Annotated in this window: 15 protein-coding genes and 1 pseudogene; 3 read left to right on the top strand and 13 right to left on the bottom strand. The window is 72.0% G+C overall.

The window, feature by feature from the left end:
- Positions 1-27: 27 nt before the first annotated feature.
- The 4 genes and pseudogenes from ACQPYA_RS26855 to ACQPYA_RS26840 form a co-directional block, all read right to left on the bottom strand.
- Complete coding sequence (locus ACQPYA_RS26855; RefSeq protein WP_433529828.1) at positions 28-1,938, bottom strand: ABC transporter ATP-binding protein; 1,911 nt, start codon at positions 1,936-1,938, stop codon at positions 28-30.
- Positions 1,935-3,779 carry an ABC transporter ATP-binding protein gene (locus ACQPYA_RS26850; RefSeq protein WP_433529827.1) on the bottom strand — a complete coding sequence of 615 codons (1,845 nt, stop codon included), beginning with the start codon at positions 3,777-3,779 and terminating at the stop codon, positions 1,935-1,937. The genes ACQPYA_RS26855 and ACQPYA_RS26850 overlap by 4 nt, the downstream gene beginning before the upstream one ends.
- Before the next feature lie 48 nt (positions 3,780-3,827).
- Positions 3,828-4,328, bottom strand: coding sequence for a methylated-DNA--[protein]-cysteine S-methyltransferase (locus tag ACQPYA_RS26845; protein ID WP_433533641.1), 501 nt, complete (start codon positions 4,326-4,328; stop codon positions 3,828-3,830).
- Between the two features lie 80 nt (positions 4,329-4,408).
- Positions 4,409-5,905, bottom strand: a pseudogene (locus ACQPYA_RS26840) (DNA-3-methyladenine glycosylase 2 family protein); the annotation flags it as partial.
- Positions 5,906-6,158: 253 nt separating this feature from the next.
- Here ACQPYA_RS26840 and ACQPYA_RS26835 point away from each other — a divergent pair.
- Positions 6,159-6,641 (top strand): hypothetical protein, encoded by a 483-nt coding sequence (locus ACQPYA_RS26835; protein ID WP_433529826.1) that lies wholly within the window; start codon positions 6,159-6,161, stop codon positions 6,639-6,641.
- Positions 6,642-6,819: 178 nt separating this feature from the next.
- On the opposite strand, the gene ACQPYA_RS26830 is transcribed toward ACQPYA_RS26835, so the two are convergent.
- Positions 6,820-7,428, bottom strand: coding sequence for an exonuclease (locus tag ACQPYA_RS26830; protein WP_433529825.1), 609 nt, complete (start codon positions 7,426-7,428; stop codon positions 6,820-6,822).
- Positions 7,429-7,524: 96 nt separating this feature from the next.
- Between ACQPYA_RS26830 and ychF the strand changes: the two genes are divergently transcribed.
- Positions 7,525-8,610 (top strand): redox-regulated ATPase YchF, encoded by a 1,086-nt coding sequence (gene ychF / locus ACQPYA_RS26825; protein ID WP_433529824.1) that lies wholly within the window; start codon positions 7,525-7,527, stop codon positions 8,608-8,610.
- Between the two features lie 96 nt (positions 8,611-8,706).
- On the opposite strand, the gene ACQPYA_RS26820 is transcribed toward ychF, so the two are convergent.
- From ACQPYA_RS26820 to ACQPYA_RS26810, 3 genes are all read right to left on the bottom strand, one after another.
- A complete protein-coding gene (locus ACQPYA_RS26820; protein WP_433529823.1) occupies positions 8,707-9,429 on the bottom strand; it encodes a SanA/YdcF family protein in 723 nt (240 codons plus the stop codon).
- Between the two features lie 69 nt (positions 9,430-9,498).
- On the bottom strand, positions 9,499-9,861 hold the full coding sequence (locus tag ACQPYA_RS26815) for a PH domain-containing protein (protein WP_111219789.1): 363 nt from the start codon (positions 9,859-9,861) through the stop codon (positions 9,499-9,501).
- Between the two features lie 37 nt (positions 9,862-9,898).
- Complete coding sequence (locus tag ACQPYA_RS26810) at positions 9,899-10,204, bottom strand: 4a-hydroxytetrahydrobiopterin dehydratase (RefSeq protein WP_433533640.1); 306 nt, start codon at positions 10,202-10,204, stop codon at positions 9,899-9,901.
- 183 nt (positions 10,205-10,387) lie between these two features.
- Here ACQPYA_RS26810 and ACQPYA_RS26805 point away from each other — a divergent pair, with 183 nt between their 5' ends.
- Entirely contained in the window at positions 10,388-10,858 is a 471-nt protein-coding gene (locus ACQPYA_RS26805; RefSeq protein ID WP_433529822.1) for a (deoxy)nucleoside triphosphate pyrophosphohydrolase, read from the top strand.
- Positions 10,859-10,887: 29 nt separating this feature from the next.
- Here the strand turns inward: ACQPYA_RS26805 and ACQPYA_RS26800 are convergent, their stop codons facing one another.
- The 5 genes from ACQPYA_RS26800 to ACQPYA_RS26780 all read right to left on the bottom strand — a co-directional run bounded on the left by ACQPYA_RS26800 (position 10,888) and on the right by ACQPYA_RS26780 (position 17,868).
- Positions 10,888-11,955 carry a succinate dehydrogenase/fumarate reductase iron-sulfur subunit gene (locus ACQPYA_RS26800; RefSeq protein WP_433529821.1) on the bottom strand — a complete coding sequence of 356 codons (1,068 nt, stop codon included), beginning with the start codon at positions 11,953-11,955 and terminating at the stop codon, positions 10,888-10,890.
- Positions 11,955-13,925, bottom strand: a complete 1,971-nt coding sequence (locus ACQPYA_RS26795; protein ID WP_433529820.1) for a fumarate reductase/succinate dehydrogenase flavoprotein subunit — start codon at positions 13,923-13,925, stop codon at positions 11,955-11,957. Before ACQPYA_RS26795 ends, ACQPYA_RS26800 begins: the two co-directional genes overlap by 1 nt.
- An 11-nt stretch (positions 13,926-13,936) precedes the next feature.
- Positions 13,937-14,743, bottom strand: coding sequence for a hypothetical protein (locus ACQPYA_RS26790; RefSeq protein WP_433529819.1), 807 nt, complete (start codon positions 14,741-14,743; stop codon positions 13,937-13,939).
- Between the two features lie 270 nt (positions 14,744-15,013).
- Positions 15,014-16,435, bottom strand: a complete 1,422-nt coding sequence (locus ACQPYA_RS26785; RefSeq protein WP_433529818.1) for a TldD/PmbA family protein — start codon at positions 16,433-16,435, stop codon at positions 15,014-15,016.
- Complete coding sequence (locus tag ACQPYA_RS26780; protein WP_433529817.1) at positions 16,432-17,868, bottom strand: TldD/PmbA family protein; 1,437 nt, start codon at positions 17,866-17,868, stop codon at positions 16,432-16,434. Before ACQPYA_RS26780 ends, ACQPYA_RS26785 begins: the two co-directional genes overlap by 4 nt.
- Between the last annotated feature and the right edge of the window lie 79 nt (positions 17,869-17,947).

The raw sequence follows: 17,947 nt of genomic DNA, 5'->3' as shown, positions 1-17,947 counted from the left end.
CAATACCTACAGCGGCGGGTCGCGTACCTAGAGCAGTGAGTCGCGCCACCGGCGGTGCAGGTCGGCGTACCGGCCGCCGTCGCTGATCAGCTTGGCCGGTGGGCCGTCCTCGACGATCCGGCCGCCGTCGAGGACCAGGACCCGGTCGGCGGTCTCCACGGTGGAGAGCCGGTGCGCGATCACCACCGCGGTCCGGTCGCGCAGGATGGTGCCGAGTGCGTGCTGCACCAGGCGCTCGGTCGGCACGTCCAGCGACGAGGTGGCCTCGTCCAGGATCAGCACCGCCGGATCGGCCAGGAAGGCCCGGGCGAAGGCGACCAACTGCCGCTGCCCGGCGGAGAGCCGGCCGCCGCGCCGGTGCACGTCGGTGGCGTACCCGTCGGGCAGCGCCGCGATGAAGTCGTGCGCGCCGATCGCCCGGGCCGCGGCCTCGACGGCGGCGTCGTCGGCGTCCGGGCGGCCGAACCGGATGTTCTCCGCCACGGTGCCGCCGAACAGGTGGGTCTCCTGGGTCACCAGCACCACCGTCCGGCGTAGCTGCGCGTCGGCGACCTGGCGCAGGTCCACGCCGCCGAGGGCGACCGTGCCGGCGGCCGGGTCGTGGAACCGGGCGAGCAGCTTGGCCACGGTCGACTTGCCGGCGCCGGTCGGCCCGATCAGCGCCACCGTCTGCCCGGCGGGGATGGTGAGGTCCAGCCCGGTCAGGATCTCCGCCTCCGGGCGGTAGCCGAACGAGACCGCGCGGAAGGTGACCGCCCCGCGGGCCCGGCCGCGGGGCAGCGGCACGGGTCGCACCGGCTCGGCGACCGCGGGTCGCTCGTCGAGCACCCCGGCGAGCTTCTCCAGCGCCGCCGTCGCCGACTGGAGGGAGTTGTAGAACTGGCTCAGCTCCTGCATCGGCTCGAAGAACCGGCGCAGGTAGAGCAGGAAGGCCGCGAGCACCCCGACCCCGGTCTCGCCGCCCAGCACCCGGGCCCCGCCGTAGCAGAGCACCACCGCCACGGTGACGTTGCCGATCAGCTTGATGCCCGGCGAGTACGTCGCGATGAGGCGGAAGGCGTGCCGGCTGGACCGGCGGTAGTCGTCGCTCACCGAGGCGAAGATGCGCTGGTTGCGTGGCTCCCGGCGGTACGCCTGCACGGCGCGGATGCCCCGCATCGACTCGACGAAGTGGACGATGACCAGGGCCATCGCCTCCCGGGTGCGCCGATAGGCGGCGGCGGACGCCCGGGCGAACCAGCGGGACAGCCAGAACAGCAGCGGGAAGGCGAGCAGGGTCACCGCGGCCAGCGGCAGGTCCAGCCAGAGCAGGATGCCGGCCACCGACACGATCGTCAGGGCGGCCATCACGAGGCTGTCGACGCCCCCGTCGACGAGTTCGGCGATCGAGTCGATGTCACTGGTCAACCGCGAGATCATCCGGCCCGAGGTGTACCGCTCGTGGAAGGCCACCGGCAGGCGCAGGAAGTGCGCGTACACCCGCTGGCGAAGGTCGAGCAGGACGGCCTGGCCGATCCGGGCGGAGAGGGTGAGGAAGCCGCGCCGGGCCGTGTACTCGATGCCGGTCGCGGCGGCGAACGACACGGCGACGGCGATCAGCGGTCCGGGGCGGCCGGCCCGCAGCGGCTCGATCGCCCGGTCGATGCCCAACATGACCAGGTACGGCCCGGACATGGCCGCGGCGTTCTGGGTCAACAGCAGCGCGACCGCGGCGCCCAACCGGGCGCGGTGCGGGCGCAGCACGTCGTTCAAGAGCGACCGGCTGCGGGCCCGTAACCGGGCCACCGCCTCGGGGCTGGACTCCTCGGCGAGGCTGCGGTCGGCGTGCGGATCGGGAGCGACCCCCCGCCAGTAGGTCGAGTCGGATCCCGTCGCCGTCGACCCGCCCGCCGGGCCGCTGCCGGGCGGTTGGTGGGTCGGGCCGCTGCCGGCGGTCACGAGCGCACCAGCGGGGTACCGCCGGGCGTCGGGCCGGATGGCGTCCGGGGCGGCGGCACGGTGGCCGGCTCGGCCGAGAGCAGCGCACGGTACGCCGGCACGGCGGCCAGCAGCTCGGTGTGCCGGCCGACGGCGGAGATCCGGCCCTGCTCCAGCAGCGCGACCCGGTCGGCGAGGGCGATGGTGGACGGCCGGTGCACCACCAGCAGCGCGGTCAGGTCCCGCAACACCCGCTTCAACGCCGACTCCACCGCCGCCTCGGTGTGCACGTCGAGCGCGGAGAGCGGATCGTCGAGGACCAGCACCGCGGGCCGGACGAGCACCGCCCGGGCCAGCGCCAGCCGCTGCCGCTGGCCGCCGGAGAGCGACAGGCCCTGCTCACCCAGCCGGGTGTGCAGGCCCCACGGCAGGGCGTACGCGAACTCGGCCCGGGCCAGGGCGAGGGCCGCCCGGACCTCGTCCTCACCGGCGTCGGGCCGGCCCAGGGTGAGGTTCTCCCAGACCGACATGGAGAACAGCGTCGGCTCCTCGAAGGCCACCCCCACCAGCCGGCGCAGCGAGGCCAGCCGCAGGTCGCGCAGGTCGTGCCCGTCGAGGGTGATCCGGCCCGCGCCGACGTCGTGCAGCCGGGGCACCAGGGAGAGCAGGGTGCTCTTGCCGCTGCCGGTGGCGCCGACCACGGCCAGGGTCTCGCCGGGTTCGACGGTCAGGTCGACCCCGCGCAACACCGGGACGGTGGTGCCCGGGTAGCGGAAGGTGACCGCCTCGAAACGGAGCCGTCCGCGTACCGCCGAGCGGGCCAGCGCGATGGCCCCGGGCGCGTCGACGATGGCCGGCGGGGTGTCCAGCACCTCCTGGATCCGGTCGGCGGCGGTCGCCGCCTCCTGCCCGTTGGCGATGATCCAGCCCAGTGACTGCACCGGCCAGATCAGCATCAGCTGGAGGCTGACGAACGCGACGAACTGGCCGACGGTGAGCCGCCCGTCCGCGACCGCCGCCGCGCCGGCCACCAGCACGATGCCCAGGGTCACGTTGGGCACCAGGTCGAGCCGCGCGGAGGTGCCGGCGAGCAGCCGCCCCTTGGCGATCCCGGTGTCTTGCAGCGCCCGGGTGCCGGCGGTGAACCGGGCGGCCAGTTGCGGCCCCCGCCCGTACGCCTTCATGGTGCGCAGGCCCAGCGCGGTCTCCTCGACCAGCGTGGCCACGTCGCCCTGCTGGTCCTGCATCCGCCGGGACGCGGCGTGGTAGTGCCGGCCGAACCGGCGGGCGATCAGGAACAGCGGCACCGCGCTGGCCGCCACCAGCAGGCCCAGCACCGGATGCAGCCGGATCAGCAGCACCACCACGCTCAGATAGGTGACCAGGTTGAGGACGAGGAAGAACAGGCCGAAGGAGAGGAACCGGCGCAGCACCGACAGGTCGCTGGTGATCCGGGAGAGCAGCTGACCGGAGGGCCACCGGTCGTGGAAACTGGTCGGCAGCGCTTGCAGGTGGGCGTAGACGTCGTCGCGGATGACCGCCTCCATGGCCACCGAGGAGGACGACTGCACCCAGCGCCGGATGAAGATCAGTAGGGCCTCGGCGAGCCCGAGCAGCAGCGCCAGCCCGGCCAGCCGATACAGGCCGGCCAGGTTCCCTTCGGCGACCGGCCCGTCGACCACCCGCTGCGCCACCAGGGGTACGGCGATGCCCGCCGCGGTGGCGGCGAGCCCGGCCAGCATCAGCCAGCTGAACTCCACGATGTGCGGACGCAGGTAGGAGCGCAGCCGCCAGAGGTTGCGCAGCGGATGTCGATGATTCTCACCCCGGTCGGCCGGGTCGCCGTCGCTCCCCGCAGCCACTACCCGACGGTAGCGGCAAATGGGAGCGCTGCCGATGTCGGCTTGTTGTCAGCCGCGTCGCTCATGGTCGAGGAGCCACTGCTTCACGGGCAGCCCCCAGCGGTAGCCGCCCAGCGTCCCGTCGGTACGCAGCACCCGGTGGCAGGGGACGAAGAGGGCGGCGGCATTGCGGGCGCAGGCCGCCGCGGCGGCGCGCACCGCGGCGGGGCGGCCGGCCAGGCCGGCGTACGCGGTGTAGGTGACCGGTTCGCCCGGCTTCACCTCGCGCAGCACCCGCCAGGCGTGGGGCAGGAACGCCCCGCCGCTGTGCTGCTCGACCGGAACCCCGTCGATCGCGGTCAGCTCACCGTCGAGATACCCGGCGACGGCCCTGGTGATCGCACCGAGTTCACCCCGCTGGCGCAGCTCACCGTGGAGGCTGGGGTGGACCAGCGGCAGCAGGCTCGCCGGGTCGGCCGTGAAGCCGGCGGCCCGTACCGCGCCGTCCGGGCCGGCGAGAACGCTGAACGCGCCGACAGGCGTGTCGATGCGGGTGCCGTCGATGATGATGTTCTTCACGATCTTCTCCCAGGTCGGTTCGGTGCTGTTCGTCCAGTTCGGAGTGGTGCGGTCGGCCCGGGTCGGACGGGTGCTGCTCGCCAGAGCCGGAGCACCGCGTACGACCGCCAGGGGCGCCAACGGGCGGCGTACGCGTCGAGGGCCTCCGGTCCGTCGGGCAGGCCGAGGGCGCTGGCGCCCCGGCGTGCCGCGAGGTCTGCGGCGATGAAGACGTCCGGGTCGCCGAGCGCGCGCATCGCCACGTAGCCCGCCGTCCACGGGCCGATCCCGGGGACCGCGGCCAACTGCCGCGCGGTCTCCGCCCGATCCCCACCCGGCTCCAGGTCCAGCTCGCCGCCGGCGACCGCCCGCGCCAACGCCCGGATCGTCTCCCGCCGCGCCGCCGGCATCCGAAACCCGGCATCCGCCACCCGTAACACCTCCTCCGGGCTCACGAATCCCCGCAGCACCGCACCCCCGGCCCCCGCGCCGTCGATGAGGTTCTGGTCATCCAGCGAGCCGGTCCCGACGCAAACTTCTTGATCAACAGCGCCGGGGCCGGGGACGGCGGTCAGGAGGTGGGTGAGGGTGGTGCGGGCGGAGGTCAGGGAGACCTGCTGGGTGGCGATGGCGCGGACGGCCATCTCGAAGCCGTCCACCGCACGCGGGACCCGGACGCCGGGCTCGGCGGCCACCACGGCGGCCAGCGCCGGATCGGCCCCGAGCGTCTGGTCGACGGCGACCGGGTCCGCGTCGAGGTCGAACAGGCGCCGGCAGCGAGCCACGGCGGGGGCCAGGTCGCGCAGGTCGGTGAGGCGCAGCGTGGCGGCCACGTGCCCGTCCGCCGGGGTCAGGGCCGCCTCGCCGGTGCCGTGCGGCAGCCGTAACCCCCGGCGGTACGTCCCGGCGAGCACCTCGTCCACCCCCGGCAGCGCGCGCCGGGCCAGGAAGTCGAGCAGCGCGGCGGCGTGCAGCGGGGGTCGGTACGCCAACCGCAGGGTGACCGTGCCCGCACCGCCGTTGGCCACCCGGCGACCGGTGCGCAACTGCGAGGGCGCCACGCCGTAGACCTCGCGAACGGTGTCGTTGAACTGCCGCACGCTGCCGAATCCGGCGGCGAAGGCGACCTCGGCCATGCCCAGGCCGGTGGTCTCGATCAGGGTACGGGCGGTCTGGGCGCGCTGGGCCCGGGCCAGCGCCAACGGCCCCGCCCCCAGTTCCGCGCGCAGCATCCGGTGCAGGTGTCGCTCGGTGTACCCGAGTCGGGCAGCCAGCCCGGGCACCCCGTCCCGGTCGACCACCCCGTCGGAGATCAGCCGCATCGCCCGGCCCACCACGTCGGCGCGCACGTCCCACTGCGGAGAGCCGGGGGCGGCATCCGGGCGGCAGCGACGGCAGGCGCGCAGCCCGGCCCCCTGGGCCGCCGCCGACGAGGGGAAGAACCGGACGTTCTGCCGCTTCGGCGTCACCGCCGGACAGGACGGCCGGCAGTAGATCCCGGTCGAGGTCACGCCGGTGTAGAACCAGCCGTCGAACCGCTGGTCGCGGCTGTCGACGGCCCGGTAGCAACGCTCGAAGTCCAGTTCCACACCACCGATAATGCGCCCCCTCCCACCCCCCATCTGGCGCTTTTCAGACCTGGCTGTAAGGAGGGGCCCCCTGTTAACGCCTGAGGTAGAGGAGGGGTCCCTTATTAACACCGGTCGGGTTGGCTCCGGCCGGGGCAGTGGTACGGCCCGGGTGGGACGGGCTGTGGGGTTGTGCCGGGCGGCGCCGGGCCGCCGGGGAAGTGTCGGTTGTGGTCGGTAGCGTGCGCCCATCAACTCAAGAAGGGGCGCGGCGATGGCGAGCGTGGCGGGACCGGCAGCGTCGAGGGACGGGCACCCTTCGCCGAGCGAGGTCATGGTCCAGCGCCTGTACGACCGGATGCGGGCAGTCGCCCCCGCTGCGGTCGGCGCCATCGAACGGGACCGCGCCGGCGACCCGGGCCGGGCCTTCGGCGACACCGCCTGCGGCCGCCTGCTGCGCTCCCTGGACCGTGACGGCGTACGGGCGCTGGGAATGTGGGTGCACCACTGGTGCATGCGCTTCTACGACGACGACACCCGGGCCGCGCTTCGGCTGCTCAGGGAGATCGCCGGTCGCCCAGCGCTCGGCTGGACGGCCGACGAGGTCCACTGGATGCTCCGCGAGTCGCACGCCGCAGGCCCGGCCGCCGATGCCCGCTTCATGCTGCCGCTGGCCGCCGCTGCCGAGCTGGCTCCTGGCGCACTACGGATCGATGCCGTGGTACCCCGTCAATCCAGCCCGCCCCACCGAGCCTGACCCACCACCCAGCCCAGCCCACCCCGATCCCCGCCCAGCCCATCGCGCCCCGCCGGCCTGCCCCGCCTGGCCTGGTCGCGGCCGCACGTGAGCCCATCGTGCCCGGGGGCGCTCGGCATCAGCCCCGATCGGTGGCGGCTGAGCTGCTCGACACGCCGGCCGACCGGCTGCACAGCTGTTACCGATCAGCGGCTGTCGTCGCAGGGCCGTCGGCGGAGGGCAGCGAAGCGGGCGGGGGCGGGGAGGGGCGGCGCAGCGCGTCGAAGACCTGGGCCAGTTCGGCGGCGTCCTCGCCGGCGTGATGGGTGTGCGGCAGGTCGGTGAGGCCCAGCTGGCGCTTGATGGTGTCCTTCCGGGTCTGCGACCACTCGCAGCCGGAGCGTCCCATCCAGTAGCTGCGCAGGTCGACGCCGCCTCCGGTGACACCGAACGGGCTGTGGCCCACGAACCGGACGAAGTACCAGTGGACGAACATGCCGTCCCAGACGGCCGGGGCGGCGAGGAACACCGGCCGGCCGACCTTCCGCAGCCCGTTGACCCAGGACGCGGCGGCGCTCATCGCCTGCTCCGCGGTGGGCGCGGCGCGTAGCAGCCGGTCCCGGTCGAGCCCGGAGACGGCGAGCGCCTGCGGGACGTACTCGTCGGAGATCGGCTTCAACTCGGTGTAGAAGGTCAGCTCCGGGTGGCCGGCGACCGCCATGCCGAGCGAGATCATGCTGTACGGCCCGGGGATCGGCCCGTCGGCCTCAACGTCGACCGCGACGTACAGTTCCGGCAGCCGGCTCATCGTGCCTCCCGAAGTCGCTCGCGCCGGGGCAGGTTAACAACGTCAGGGGAGCCTGGCTGCGCCCGGACGTCAGGCATCGGCGTAAGCTGGCTCGTCGTGAGTCTCACCATCGGCATCGTCGGCCTGCCCAACGTCGGCAAGAGCACTCTGTTCAACGCGCTGACCAAGAACGACGTGCTCGCCGCGAACTACCCGTTCGCCACGATCGAGCCCAACATCGGCGTGGTCGGGCTGCCGGACGAGCGGCTGGACAAGCTCGCCGAGATCTTCACCTCGCAGAAGGTGATCCCCGCCCCGGTGTCGTTCGTCGACATCGCCGGCCTGGTGCGTGGTGCCTCGAAGGGGCAGGGTCGCGGCAACGCGTTCCTGGCCAACATCCGGGACGCCGCCGCGATCTGCCAGGTGGTGCGGGCCTTCTCCGACCCGAACGTGGTGCACGTCGATGGCAAGGTCTCCCCGGCCGACGACATCGAGACGATCAACACCGAGCTGATTCTCGCCGACCTGCAGACCCTGGAGAAGGCGCTGCCCCGGTTGGAGAAGGAGGCCAAGCTCCGTAAGGACCGGGCCGCCGCGGTGACGGCCGCGCGTAAGGCCGTCGACGTGCTGGACGGCGGCACCACCCTCTACACCGGCGCGGCCGCGGCCGGGATCGAGCTGGAGCACCTGCGGGAGCTGCATCTGCTCACCACCAAGCCGTTCCTGTACGTCTTCAACGTCGACGAGGCCGAGCTGAACAACGCCGATTTCCTCGACGAGCTACGGGCGCTGGTCGCCCCGGCCGAGGCGGTCTTCATGGACGCCAAGATCGAGTCTGAGCTGGTGGACCTGCCCGAGGAGGAGGCCCGCGAGCTGCTGGAGTCGATCGGGCAGTCCGAGCCGGGCCTGGACCAGTTGGTCCGCGTCGGCTTCCGGACGCTCGGCCTGCAGACGTACCTCACCGCCGGCCCCAAGGAGGCGCGGGCCTGGACCGTCCCGGTCGGCGCGACCGCGCCGGAGGCCGCCGGGGTGATCCACTCCGACTTCCAGCGCGGCTTCATCAAGGCCGAGGTCGTCTCCTTCGCCGACCTGGTCGAGGCCGGCTCGATGGCTGCGGCCAAGGCGGCGGGCAAGGTCCGCATCGAGGGCAAGGAGTACGTCATGCAGGACGGCGACGTGGTCGAGTTCCGCTTCAACGTCTGAGCCGCCTCGGGATTCTGCGCGGCTGCCGGTGTCGTGGCCAGGCTGGTGATCAGCCCGGCCACGGTGCGGTTGTCGCGGCCTGCCGCGTTTGAAAGTTCAGCTGGCCCGGAGGGCGTCGTCGACGCCGCTCTCCCGGCGGCCCAGGTGCACCGGATCCCGGCCGGAGAGCACGTCCACCGCGGCCTTCAGGCTGGCGCCGTACTCCCGGGTCGAGCTGATCCGCCAGGTGCGGTGACTCAGCTCCCGGGCCGTCTCGTCGCCGACGCCGACGGCGTCGACGCCGAGGTGCCGGCAGACCGTGACGGCGCGGGCCAGGTGGAACGACTGGGTCACCACGGTGGCCCGATCCACGCCGAAGATCCGCTTGGCCCGGGCACACGAGTCGTACGTGTCGAAGCCGGCGTAGTCCAGCACCACCTTCTCGACCGGTACGCCCCGGTCGACCAGCCAGCGCTGCATCGCCTCGGGCTCGTTGTATTCATGGCGCATGTTGTCGCCGGAGACCAGGATCGCCTTGACCTTGCCGGTGGCGTACAGCTCGCGGGCGATCTCCAGTCGGGCGGTGAGGAACGGCGCCGGGGTGCCGTCCGCCTGGACCCGGGTGCCCAGCACCAGGGCCACCGGCGCCTCGGGGACCGTCTCCGCCGTGAACAGCCGCCCATCGGCACCGGACCGGATCCAGCTCACGCTGGCCCAGCTGGCGATCGCCAGCAGCACGGCACCGATCACACCGGCCAGCATCGCCCGGCGCAGCCAGCGGCCCCGGCCGCCGTCCCGTACCCGTCGCAGGGTGGTCGCCAGGGAGGTACGGATCGACATGCGGATCATTATCCCAGGCCAGCGCGAGCGCGCCCCCGGTCAACTCGGGAGCCCCTACGTCGGGGCTGGTCAGCTGATGTAGTGCAGGATCACGTTGTGCACGTGGTGGCTCTTCTGGTCGCCCCGGAACTCCACCTCGTAGGTGTGGGTGCCGACGTGGATGGCGATCGCGCCGGTGGAGAAGAACGAGCCGCCCCAGGACTTGTTGCTGACCACACTCACGCTGGTGATCTTCGAGTACGGGATGCTGGTGATCGCGTACCGCTTGCCGATGAACGAGCGGTCCTGGATGATCACGCGTCGGTCGGTCAGGCCGATGAACCCGGTGCCGGTGCCGACGGCGTCGTAGACGGCGATGATCTGTTCTCCGTCGAGCAGGCCGCTCTGGATCTGCTGGAACTGCTCCTTGCGGTCGTACGTCGCGTTCGCCATGGTCCCCACGGTAGGTGGGCCGTGCCAGGCGGCTCGATCAGGACGCGGTGACCGTGCGGTACGCGTCCTCGATGCGGGCGGCCAGCAGAACCTCGCCCTCGGTGAGTGGAGTGCTGCCGTGCCCGACGCAGATCTGGGTGTGGTCGGCGCGCCGGCTGATCTCCGGCCGCAGGTGCAGCGCGTCGGCGACCACCTTGACCCGTTCGGTCAGCGCCGCGTGCTGGGTGTCGTCGATGACCAGAGTGCGCCGGATCTGCTCACCCTCCCGCGTCCACCCGTTCAGTAGGGTGAGGGCGTCGCTGAGGTAGTCGTGTTTCGCCCGACCGCCGAACAGCGCACGCATCACCGCGCCTCCCAGGCTTCGTTGCCGGCTTGTGGCCAAATCGTCGCCGCCCCGTGTCTTGTCAGTGCCTCTAGTCTTACGTCGGATTGGAGGGTGTGTCCACGCCCACACTTCCGGGTATTCCTGACCTGATGGTCGGCCAAGGTACCCAAACCGCCGATTGATCTGGCACGCTGGACGGCCGTGCGGACCGAACGGGCGAGTGGCGGCGGGCAGGCCGCCCGGCGGGATCTGAAGGTGATCGTCGGCGCGGCAATCATCGATGGTGGTCGGGTGCTGGCCTGCGCCCGGTCCGCTCCGCCCGAGGTGGCGGGCATGTGGGAGTTCCCCGGCGGCAAGGTCGAGCCGGGGGAGAGCGAGACCGTGGCGCTGGCCCGCGAGTGCGCGGAGGAACTCGCCGTACGGGTCGAGGTCGGCGAGCGGGTCGGCCGTAACGTCCGGATGGCGCACGGCCGGTCGGTGCTCAAGGTGTACGCGGCCCGCCTGCTGCACGGCGACCGCCCGCAGGCGCTGGAGCACCAGGAGTTGCGCTGGCTCTCCGCCGCCGAGCTGGACACCGTCACCTGGCTCCCCGCCGACGCCCCCATCGTCGCCGCCCTCCACCTCCTACTCACCCTCCGAACGAGGGCGAATGGGGGCGGGGGCCGCAGCTGATGCCGCAGCCCCCGCCCTTGGTCGAGCTGTCAGTGCTTGTCGTCCTGCTCCGGGTGGGCGAAGTTGAGGTGCTCGGGGGGGAGGGGGAAGGTGACGTCGTCGCCGAAGGGGGAGGGGGCGGCGGCGCGGTCGAAGGTGAGTTCGGTCAGCGGCAGCCTGCCGTTCGCGTCGACGGCGGGGGCGGTCGGGTGGGGCACCTCACGGTGCCAGTTGACGCCCTGCTGGGCCTGGGTCTCGGCGGCGGAGTCGTGCGAGCCGCCCGCGTGCGAGTGCGCACCACCGCCGGTGGCGTGCGAGTGCACCGCACCCGGGGAGTGTTCGCTGGTCACGAAGGTCTGAGGCACCTGACCCCTCCGGAAGATTTTGCTACCGAGCCATACGAGTGGATCGTACCTGCGGTCGACGACCCGCTCCTTCATGGGGATGATCCCATTGTCGGTGATCTTGATGTGCTCGGGGCAGACCTCGGTGCAGCACTTGGTGATGTTGCAGAAGCCCAGACCCTGCTCGGACTGCGCGTACTCCTTGCGGTCGGTCCTGGCGTCCAGCGGGTGCATGTCCAGCTCGGCGGCGCGGATGAAGAACCGTGGCCCGGAGAAGGCCGGCTTGTTCTCGTCGTGGTCGCGGATCACGTGGCAGACGTTCTGGCAGAGGAAGCACTCGATGCACTTGCGGAACTCCTGCGAGCGCTCCACGTCGACCTGCTGCATCCGGTAGTCACCGGGCGCCACGTCCGCCGGGGGAGCGAAGGCGGGAGTCTCCCGCGCCTTCTCGTAGTTGAACGACACGTCGGTGACCAGGTCCCGGATGACCGGGAAGGTACGCAGCGGGGTCACCGTGACCGTTTCGTTCTCCTCGAACGTCGACATCCGGGTCATGCAGCCGAGCTTGGGCATCCCGTTGATCTCCATCGAACAGGAGCCGCACTTGCCGGCCTTGCAGTTCCACCGGCAGGCCAGGTCGGGCGCGTCGGTGGCCTGCAACCGGTGGATCACGTCGAGGACCACCTCACCCTCGTTGACCTCGACCATGTAGTCCTCAAGGTCGCCGCCGTCGGCGTCGCCCCGCCAGATCCGGAACTGGCGCTTCGTACCCATCAGCGGTTCTCCTTCTCGGCAGCGTCGGCGTCGGCGGCAGCGTCGGCGGCGGTCAGGGCGTCGAACTCGGCCAGCTCGGCGTCGGTGAGGTACTTGGAAAGCTCCGCGCGGTCGAACAGGCTGATCAACTCGCTGCGCATCTTCGGCAGCGCCTTGCGCTCCAGCCGGACGGTGTCGCCGTCGAGCGAGCAGACCAGGTTGACCTGCCGCCACTGGGGATCCATGGCGGGGAAGTCCTCCCGGGTGTGGCCGCCGCGTGACTCGCGGCGTTCCAGCGCCGCCTTGGCGGTGCACTCCGAGACGACCAGCATGTTGCGCAGATCCAGCGCGAGGTGCCAGCCCGGGTTGTAGCGCCGGCCACCGGCCGCGCTGACCTTCGCCACCCGTTCCCGCAGCTCGGCCAGCCGGACCAGCGACTCCTCCAGCTCGCCCGCCCGCCGGATGATCCCCACCAGGTCCCCCATCACCGCCTGGAGGTCCTGCTGGAGGGTGTACGGGTTCTCGCCGGTGTCCCGCTGCAACGGGGCCAGCGCGGTCTCCACCGCGGTCTCCACCGCGGCCACCTCCACCCGGGGCCGGGCGGCGAGCTGGTCGACATAGGTGGCCGCGTGGCCGCCCGCGCGCTTGCCGAAGACCAGCAGGTCGGAGAGGGAGTTGCCGCCCAGCCGGTTGGAGCCGTGCATGCCGCCGGAGACCTCGCCGGCCGCGAACAGGCCACGCACCGAGCCGTAGGCGGCACCGCTGTCCGGGTCGACCTCGACGCCGCCCATCACGTAGTGGCAGGTCGGGCCGACCTCCATCGGCTCCTTCGTGATGTCGACGTCGGCCAGCCCCTTGAACTGGTGGTGCATCGACGGCAGGCGACGGCGGATCTCCTCGGCCGGCAGCCGGGAGGCGATGTCCAGGTACACGCCGCCGGCCGGGGTGCCCCGGCCCGCCTTGACCTCGCTGTTGATCGCCCGGGCGACCTCGTCACGGGGCAGCAGCTCCGGTGGGCGTCGGTTGTTGTCCGGGTCGGTGTACCAGCGGTCCGCCTCCTCCTCGGTCTCCGCGTACTGCTTGCGGAAGACGTCGGGGACGTACTCGAACATGAACCGCTTGCCTTCGGTGTTCTTCAGGATGCCGCCGTCGCCGCGTACCGACTCGGTGACCAGGATGCCCTTGACCGAGACCGGCCAGACCATGCCGGTGGGGTGGAACTGGAGGAACTCCATGTTGATCAGGGTCGCCCCGGCCCGCAGCGCCAGCGCGTGGCCGTCCCCGGTGTACTCCCACGAGTTCGAGGTGACCTTGTAGGAGCGGCCGACGCCGCCGGTGGCGAGCACCACGGCGGGCGCCTCGAAGAGGACGAACTCGCCGGACTCCCGGTAGTAGCCGAACGCGCCGGCGACCCGGTCGCCGTCGAGCAGCAGCTCGGTGACGGTGGTCTCGGCGAAGACCTTGATCCGCGCGTCGTACGAGCCGTGCTCCCGCTTGTCCTCCTGTTGCAGGGAGACGATCTTCTGCTGGAGGGTGCGGATCAGCTCCAGGCCGGTCCGGTCACCGACGTGCGCCAGCCGGGGGTACTCGTGGCCGCCGAAGTTGCGCTGGGAGATCTTGCCGTCCTTGGTGCGGTCGAAGAGCGCGCCGTACGTCTCCAGCTCCCAGATCCGCTGCGGCGCCTCCTTCGCGTGCAGCTCGGCCATCCGGAAGTTGTTGAGGAACTTGCCGCCCCGCATGGTGTCCCGGAAGTGCACCTGCCAGCTGTCGCGGCTGTTCACGTTTCCCATGGCCGCGGCGGCGCCGCCCTCGGCCATCACCGTGTGCGCCTTGCCGAACAGCGACTTGGAGATGATGGCGGTCTTCTTGCCGGCCAGCCGGGCCTCGATCGCCGCGCGCAGGCCGGCGCCGCCGGCCCCGATCACGACGACGTCGTAGTGGTGTCGCTCGATCCGAGTGGTCGCGCTGGTGTCCTGGTGAGGATTGGTCATGTCAGGGGCCCTTAGTTGATGAACCGCAGGTCGGAGATCCACCCGGCGGCGACCGACATGACGTAGAAGTCGGTCAGCGCCAGCGTGCCGAGGGTGATCCAGGCGAGCTGCATGTGCCGGACGTTCAGCCAGGAGACGTAGCCCCAGGCCCGGTAGCGGACCGGATGCTTGGAGAAGTGCTTCAGCCGCCCACCGATGATGTGCCGGCAGGAGTGACAGGAGATGGTGTACGCCCAGAGCATCACCACGTTGCCGACCAGGATCAGGTTGCCCAGGCCGAAGCCGAAGCCCTCCGGGCTGCGGAAGGCCGCGATCGCGTCCCAGGTGTTGATCAGCGAGATGATCGCGGCGAAGTAGAAGAAGTACCGGTGCGAGTTCTGCACGATCAGCGGGAACCGGGTCTCACCGCCGTAGGAGGCGTGGCCGTCGGGCACCGCGCAGGCCGGCGGCGAGAGCCAGAACGACCGGTAGTACGCCTTGCGGTAGTAGTAGCAGGTGAGCCGGAACAGCAGCAGGAACGGCAGGGTGAACGCGGCGTCCGGGATGATCCACCAGCCGGGGAGGTACTGCCCGAAGTGCGACGCCTCCGGGATGCACCGATCGGTCACGCACGGGGAGTAGAACGGCGTCAGGTAGTGGAACTCCTCGACCCAGTACCACTTGTGCATGAAGACCCGGACCGTCGCGTACGTGATCCACGCACCGAGCCCGATGACGGTGACCAGCGGGGCAAGCCACCAACGGTCCGTACGCAACGTCTTCGCCGTGATGGCGGCGCGTGCCAGCGCCCCCCGCGGCTTCGTTGCCGATGATGTCATTCGCGTCGTCTCCCTGACGGGGCCCGTTCATGGGCGGCGGAACACTTTCCGGTCGGCACGCGGAGCGGCGATCCCGACCCCGCTTGCCACGCCATGCGCACACCAACGACCGCACCGGCGTACCGGAGCAGCTAAGTGACACACGTTACGCCGATCTAGGCGGGCCGTCCGCGCAAGGCAGTGTCCCGTGTGTCCCGCCCTTTGGAAACCCTCCCTCCATGATCAATATGTGAGCGTCCGAAAAAGATCGACCAGCGGCGGACGAAGCCGTCAGCCGGACGCTCCGCCGGTGAAGTTCCAGGAGGCCAGTCGCAGCGACGGCGCCTCCCACCAGACGCCGTCGGTACGGTCCGGCTGGCGTGCCGCGCGTCGCCCCACCTCCAGCACCGCGCCGGGCCCGAGCGCTCGCGGGTACGACTCGGTGAAGCGCAGGTCGCGGACCGCGCCGGTGACCTGGCCGTCCTCGATCAGCCACAGTCCGTTGCGGGTCAGGCCGGTGACCACCAGACTCTTCGGATCGAGCACCCGGATGTACCAGAGGTCGCTGACCAGCAGGCCCCGCTGCACCCGGGAGACCAGGGCGGCGGTGTCCGCGTCGACCACCGCCCCGGCCGCCGACGCCGCCCGGCCGCCCGCACCCGACGTCGCGGCCGTCGCCCCCGCGATGCCGGCCATGCCCGCCGTGCCGGCCGGGGCGAGGCGCAGGTTGCGCGGGATCGGACCGAAGGTGCTGCTGCCGGTCCAGGCGTGGCCGGTCGACTCGGCGTCCACCCCGGCGGCGCTGCGGCGGTCGTGCGCCACTGCCGCGGTGGTGCCCGCGTCGACCAGCGTCAGCGCCCGGGTCGGCGTGCCCTCCAGGTCGAACGGCAGCCCGGAGCCGCCGAGTGGATCGTCGACCAGGGTCAGCGCCCGGTCGAGCTGGGCCACGCCGGGCCGGGCGAACGACAGCCGCTCGGCGTACCGCTTGCCGTTGAAGCCGTACCAGGCCAGGTTCTGTAGCAGGTCCGCGACGGCGGCCGGTTCCAGCACCACCGGGTACCGCCCGGGGGAGAGCTCCACCGGGTCGGCGGCGGCCCGTGCCTTCGCGGCGGCCCGGCGCCCCAGCTCGGCACCGTCGAGGTCGACCAGCCGATCGACACAGTGCCGGGCCGTGCCGTCCGCGCCGCCGGCCCGGGCGATCCCGTCCATCGCCGCCTCGGCCATCCGCCCCTGAGCGCAGTGCCCGGCCGAGTTCGCGAACCCGGTCGCGTTGGCCGTCGTGCGGCAGTAGCCGGCGGTCGACAGGCCGCCGGCCGCGCCGACGAACGCCCGGACCAGCGCCGCCCGCTCGTCCGGCCCGGCGTGGGCCGTGGCCGCGTCCCATCCCGACGTGGTCACCGGCGTGGGCGGGGTGAGCCCGGGCCAGGCCGGGTCGGGCGGGCAGAACCGCGCCGCCGCGAGCACCCGCTCCACCAGCGCGCGCAGGCCGTCGGCGTCGACCACGTTGCCGCCGCCGGCCACGGTGCGTCCCGCCATGTGCACCCGCAGCCGGACCTCCACCACGGACTCGGCGACATTCTGGTGGATCGTGGAGTTGGCGAACCGGGTCAACGCCAGCTCGGCCCGGCTCACCCGCACCTCGGCCTGCGCGGCAGGCCCGCCCAGCCGGGCGACCAACTCCACCACCTGACCGGCGATCTCCAACTCGGTCATGCACGCACCCCCACCCGGACGTTGCGGAACCGGGCCGGCGCGGCCGGGTGGCCGGTGTGCCCGACCTGGCCGGGTTGACCCTTGCCGCAGTTCGGCGTGCCCCACGAGATGATCTCGGAGGAGAGCATGTCCATCGAGCGCCAGAACAGCGGGCCGATGCCGGTGTACGTCGGGTTGCGCAGCATCCGCCCGCGCCGGCCGTTGCGGATCTCCCACCCGATCTCGCAGCCGAACTGGAAGTTCAGCCGCTTGTCGTCGATGGACCAGGACCGGTTGACGTCCATCAGCACCCCCCGGTCGGTGGCGGCGACGATCTCCTCCAGGGTGTGTGGACCGGGATCCAGGCCGACGTTGGTCATCCGTACCATCGGCAGCCGTGCCCAGCCGTCGGCGCGTACGCTGCCGCCGTAATCGAGGCCGGCGACGGCGGCCGAGTCCCGCCCGGCCAGCACGCCCACCCACCGCCCGGCGCGTACCGCGTCGCGCCTGACCGCCGGTGAGCCCTCGTCGTCGTAGCCGAAGCTGCCCAGCGCGCCCGGGATGGTCGGGTCGATGGTGATGTTCATCAGCTCGGACCCGTAACGCAGCGAGCCGAGCTGGGCGAGATCCAGCCAGGAGGTGCCGGCGAAGGCCGCCTCCCAGCCGAGGATGCGGTCCAGCTCGATGGCGTGCCCGACCGACTCGTGGATCTGCAACGCCAACTGTTCGCCGCCGAGGATCAGGTCGGTCTCGCCGGTCGGGCAGAGCGGCGCGGTCAGCAGCGCCCGCGACTCCTCGGCGACGCGTGCCGCGTGGGACGCCAGGTCGAGGGAGTCGACCAGCTCCCAGCCGGTGGTGCCGTACTGGCCGCGGTAGCTCGGCCAGGACCGACGCTGCGTCTCGCCGTCACCGATGGCGGTCGCCGAGATGCCGCCGCCGCACTCGCGGATGTGCTGGTCGATCCGGTGGCCCTCGCTGGAGACGAACCACTTCGCGGTGTCCCAGACCTGGTAGAGGCCCTCGGCGAGGTCGGCGCCGTGGTCGGCCATGGTGCGGGTGGCGGCCACCAGCAGGTCGCCCTTGGTGGCGAGGGAGACGCCGAGCGGATCCACCTCGCAGGGCGAGGACCAGCTCCCGGTGGCGGGTGGGGAGGGGACCAGGTGGACCGGCGGGCCCGCAACCAGGCCGCTCGCGGCGGCGGTCCGCGCGGCCCGATGGCCGGCGTCGCGGGCAGCCCGGTCGGAGAGCTCCGGTACGGCGTGGAAGCCCCAACTCGACCCGACCAGCGCGCGTACGCCCAGCCCGACGCTCTCGTCCTGGGTCAGCGCCTCGACCTCGCCGTTGCGGGCCGACATCGACTCGTAGCGCCGGTGCATCACGCGAGCGTCGGCATACCGGGCGCCCGCGTCCAGCGCGGCCTGCACGGCGGCGCCAGCCGCATCGAACTCGCTCATGACCCGACCCTAGGCGAGCCCGGCGACAACCGTCAGGCGAGCAGGTCCTCCGGCCGGATGATCGTCACCTCCACCTCGT

The organism is Micromonospora sp. CA-263727, assembly GCF_050942455.1.
Lineage (GTDB): Bacteria > Actinomycetota > Actinomycetes > Mycobacteriales > Micromonosporaceae > Micromonospora.
Note: the sequence above shows the minus strand (reverse complement) of the source record. Positions and strands in the feature narration are given on the sequence as shown.

What these genes read in the sequence shown, in the direction of transcription:
- ACQPYA_RS26835 (WP_433529826.1), top strand. Translation starts at nt 6,159, where the DNA reads ATGGCGAGCGTGGCGGGACCGGCAGCGTCGAGGGACGGGCACCCTTCG.
- ACQPYA_RS26800 (WP_433529821.1), bottom strand. Translation starts at nt 11,955, where the DNA reads ATGGGTACGAAGCGCCAGTTCCGGATCTGGCGGGGCGACGCCGACGGC.
- ACQPYA_RS26780 (WP_433529817.1), bottom strand. Translation starts at nt 17,868, where the DNA reads ATGAGCGAGTTCGATGCGGCTGGCGCCGCCGTGCAGGCCGCGCTGGAC.
- ACQPYA_RS26795 (WP_433529820.1), bottom strand. Translation starts at nt 13,925, where the DNA reads ATGACCAATCCTCACCAGGACACCAGCGCGACCACTCGGATCGAGCGA.
- ACQPYA_RS26785 (WP_433529818.1), bottom strand. Translation starts at nt 16,435, where the DNA reads ATGACCGAGTTGGAGATCGCCGGTCAGGTGGTGGAGTTGGTCGCCCGG.
- ACQPYA_RS26790 (WP_433529819.1), bottom strand. Translation starts at nt 14,743, where the DNA reads ATGACATCATCGGCAACGAAGCCGCGGGGGGCGCTGGCACGCGCCGCC.
- ACQPYA_RS26810 (WP_433533640.1), bottom strand. Translation starts at nt 10,204, where the DNA reads ATGCGTGCGCTGTTCGGCGGTCGGGCGAAACACGACTACCTCAGCGAC.
- ACQPYA_RS26815 (WP_111219789.1), bottom strand. Translation starts at nt 9,861, where the DNA reads ATGGCGAACGCGACGTACGACCGCAAGGAGCAGTTCCAGCAGATCCAG.
- ACQPYA_RS26830 (WP_433529825.1), bottom strand. Translation starts at nt 7,428, where the DNA reads ATGAGCCGGCTGCCGGAACTGTACGTCGCGGTCGACGTTGAGGCCGAC.
- ACQPYA_RS26820 (WP_433529823.1), bottom strand. Translation starts at nt 9,429, where the DNA reads ATGTCGATCCGTACCTCCCTGGCGACCACCCTGCGACGGGTACGGGAC.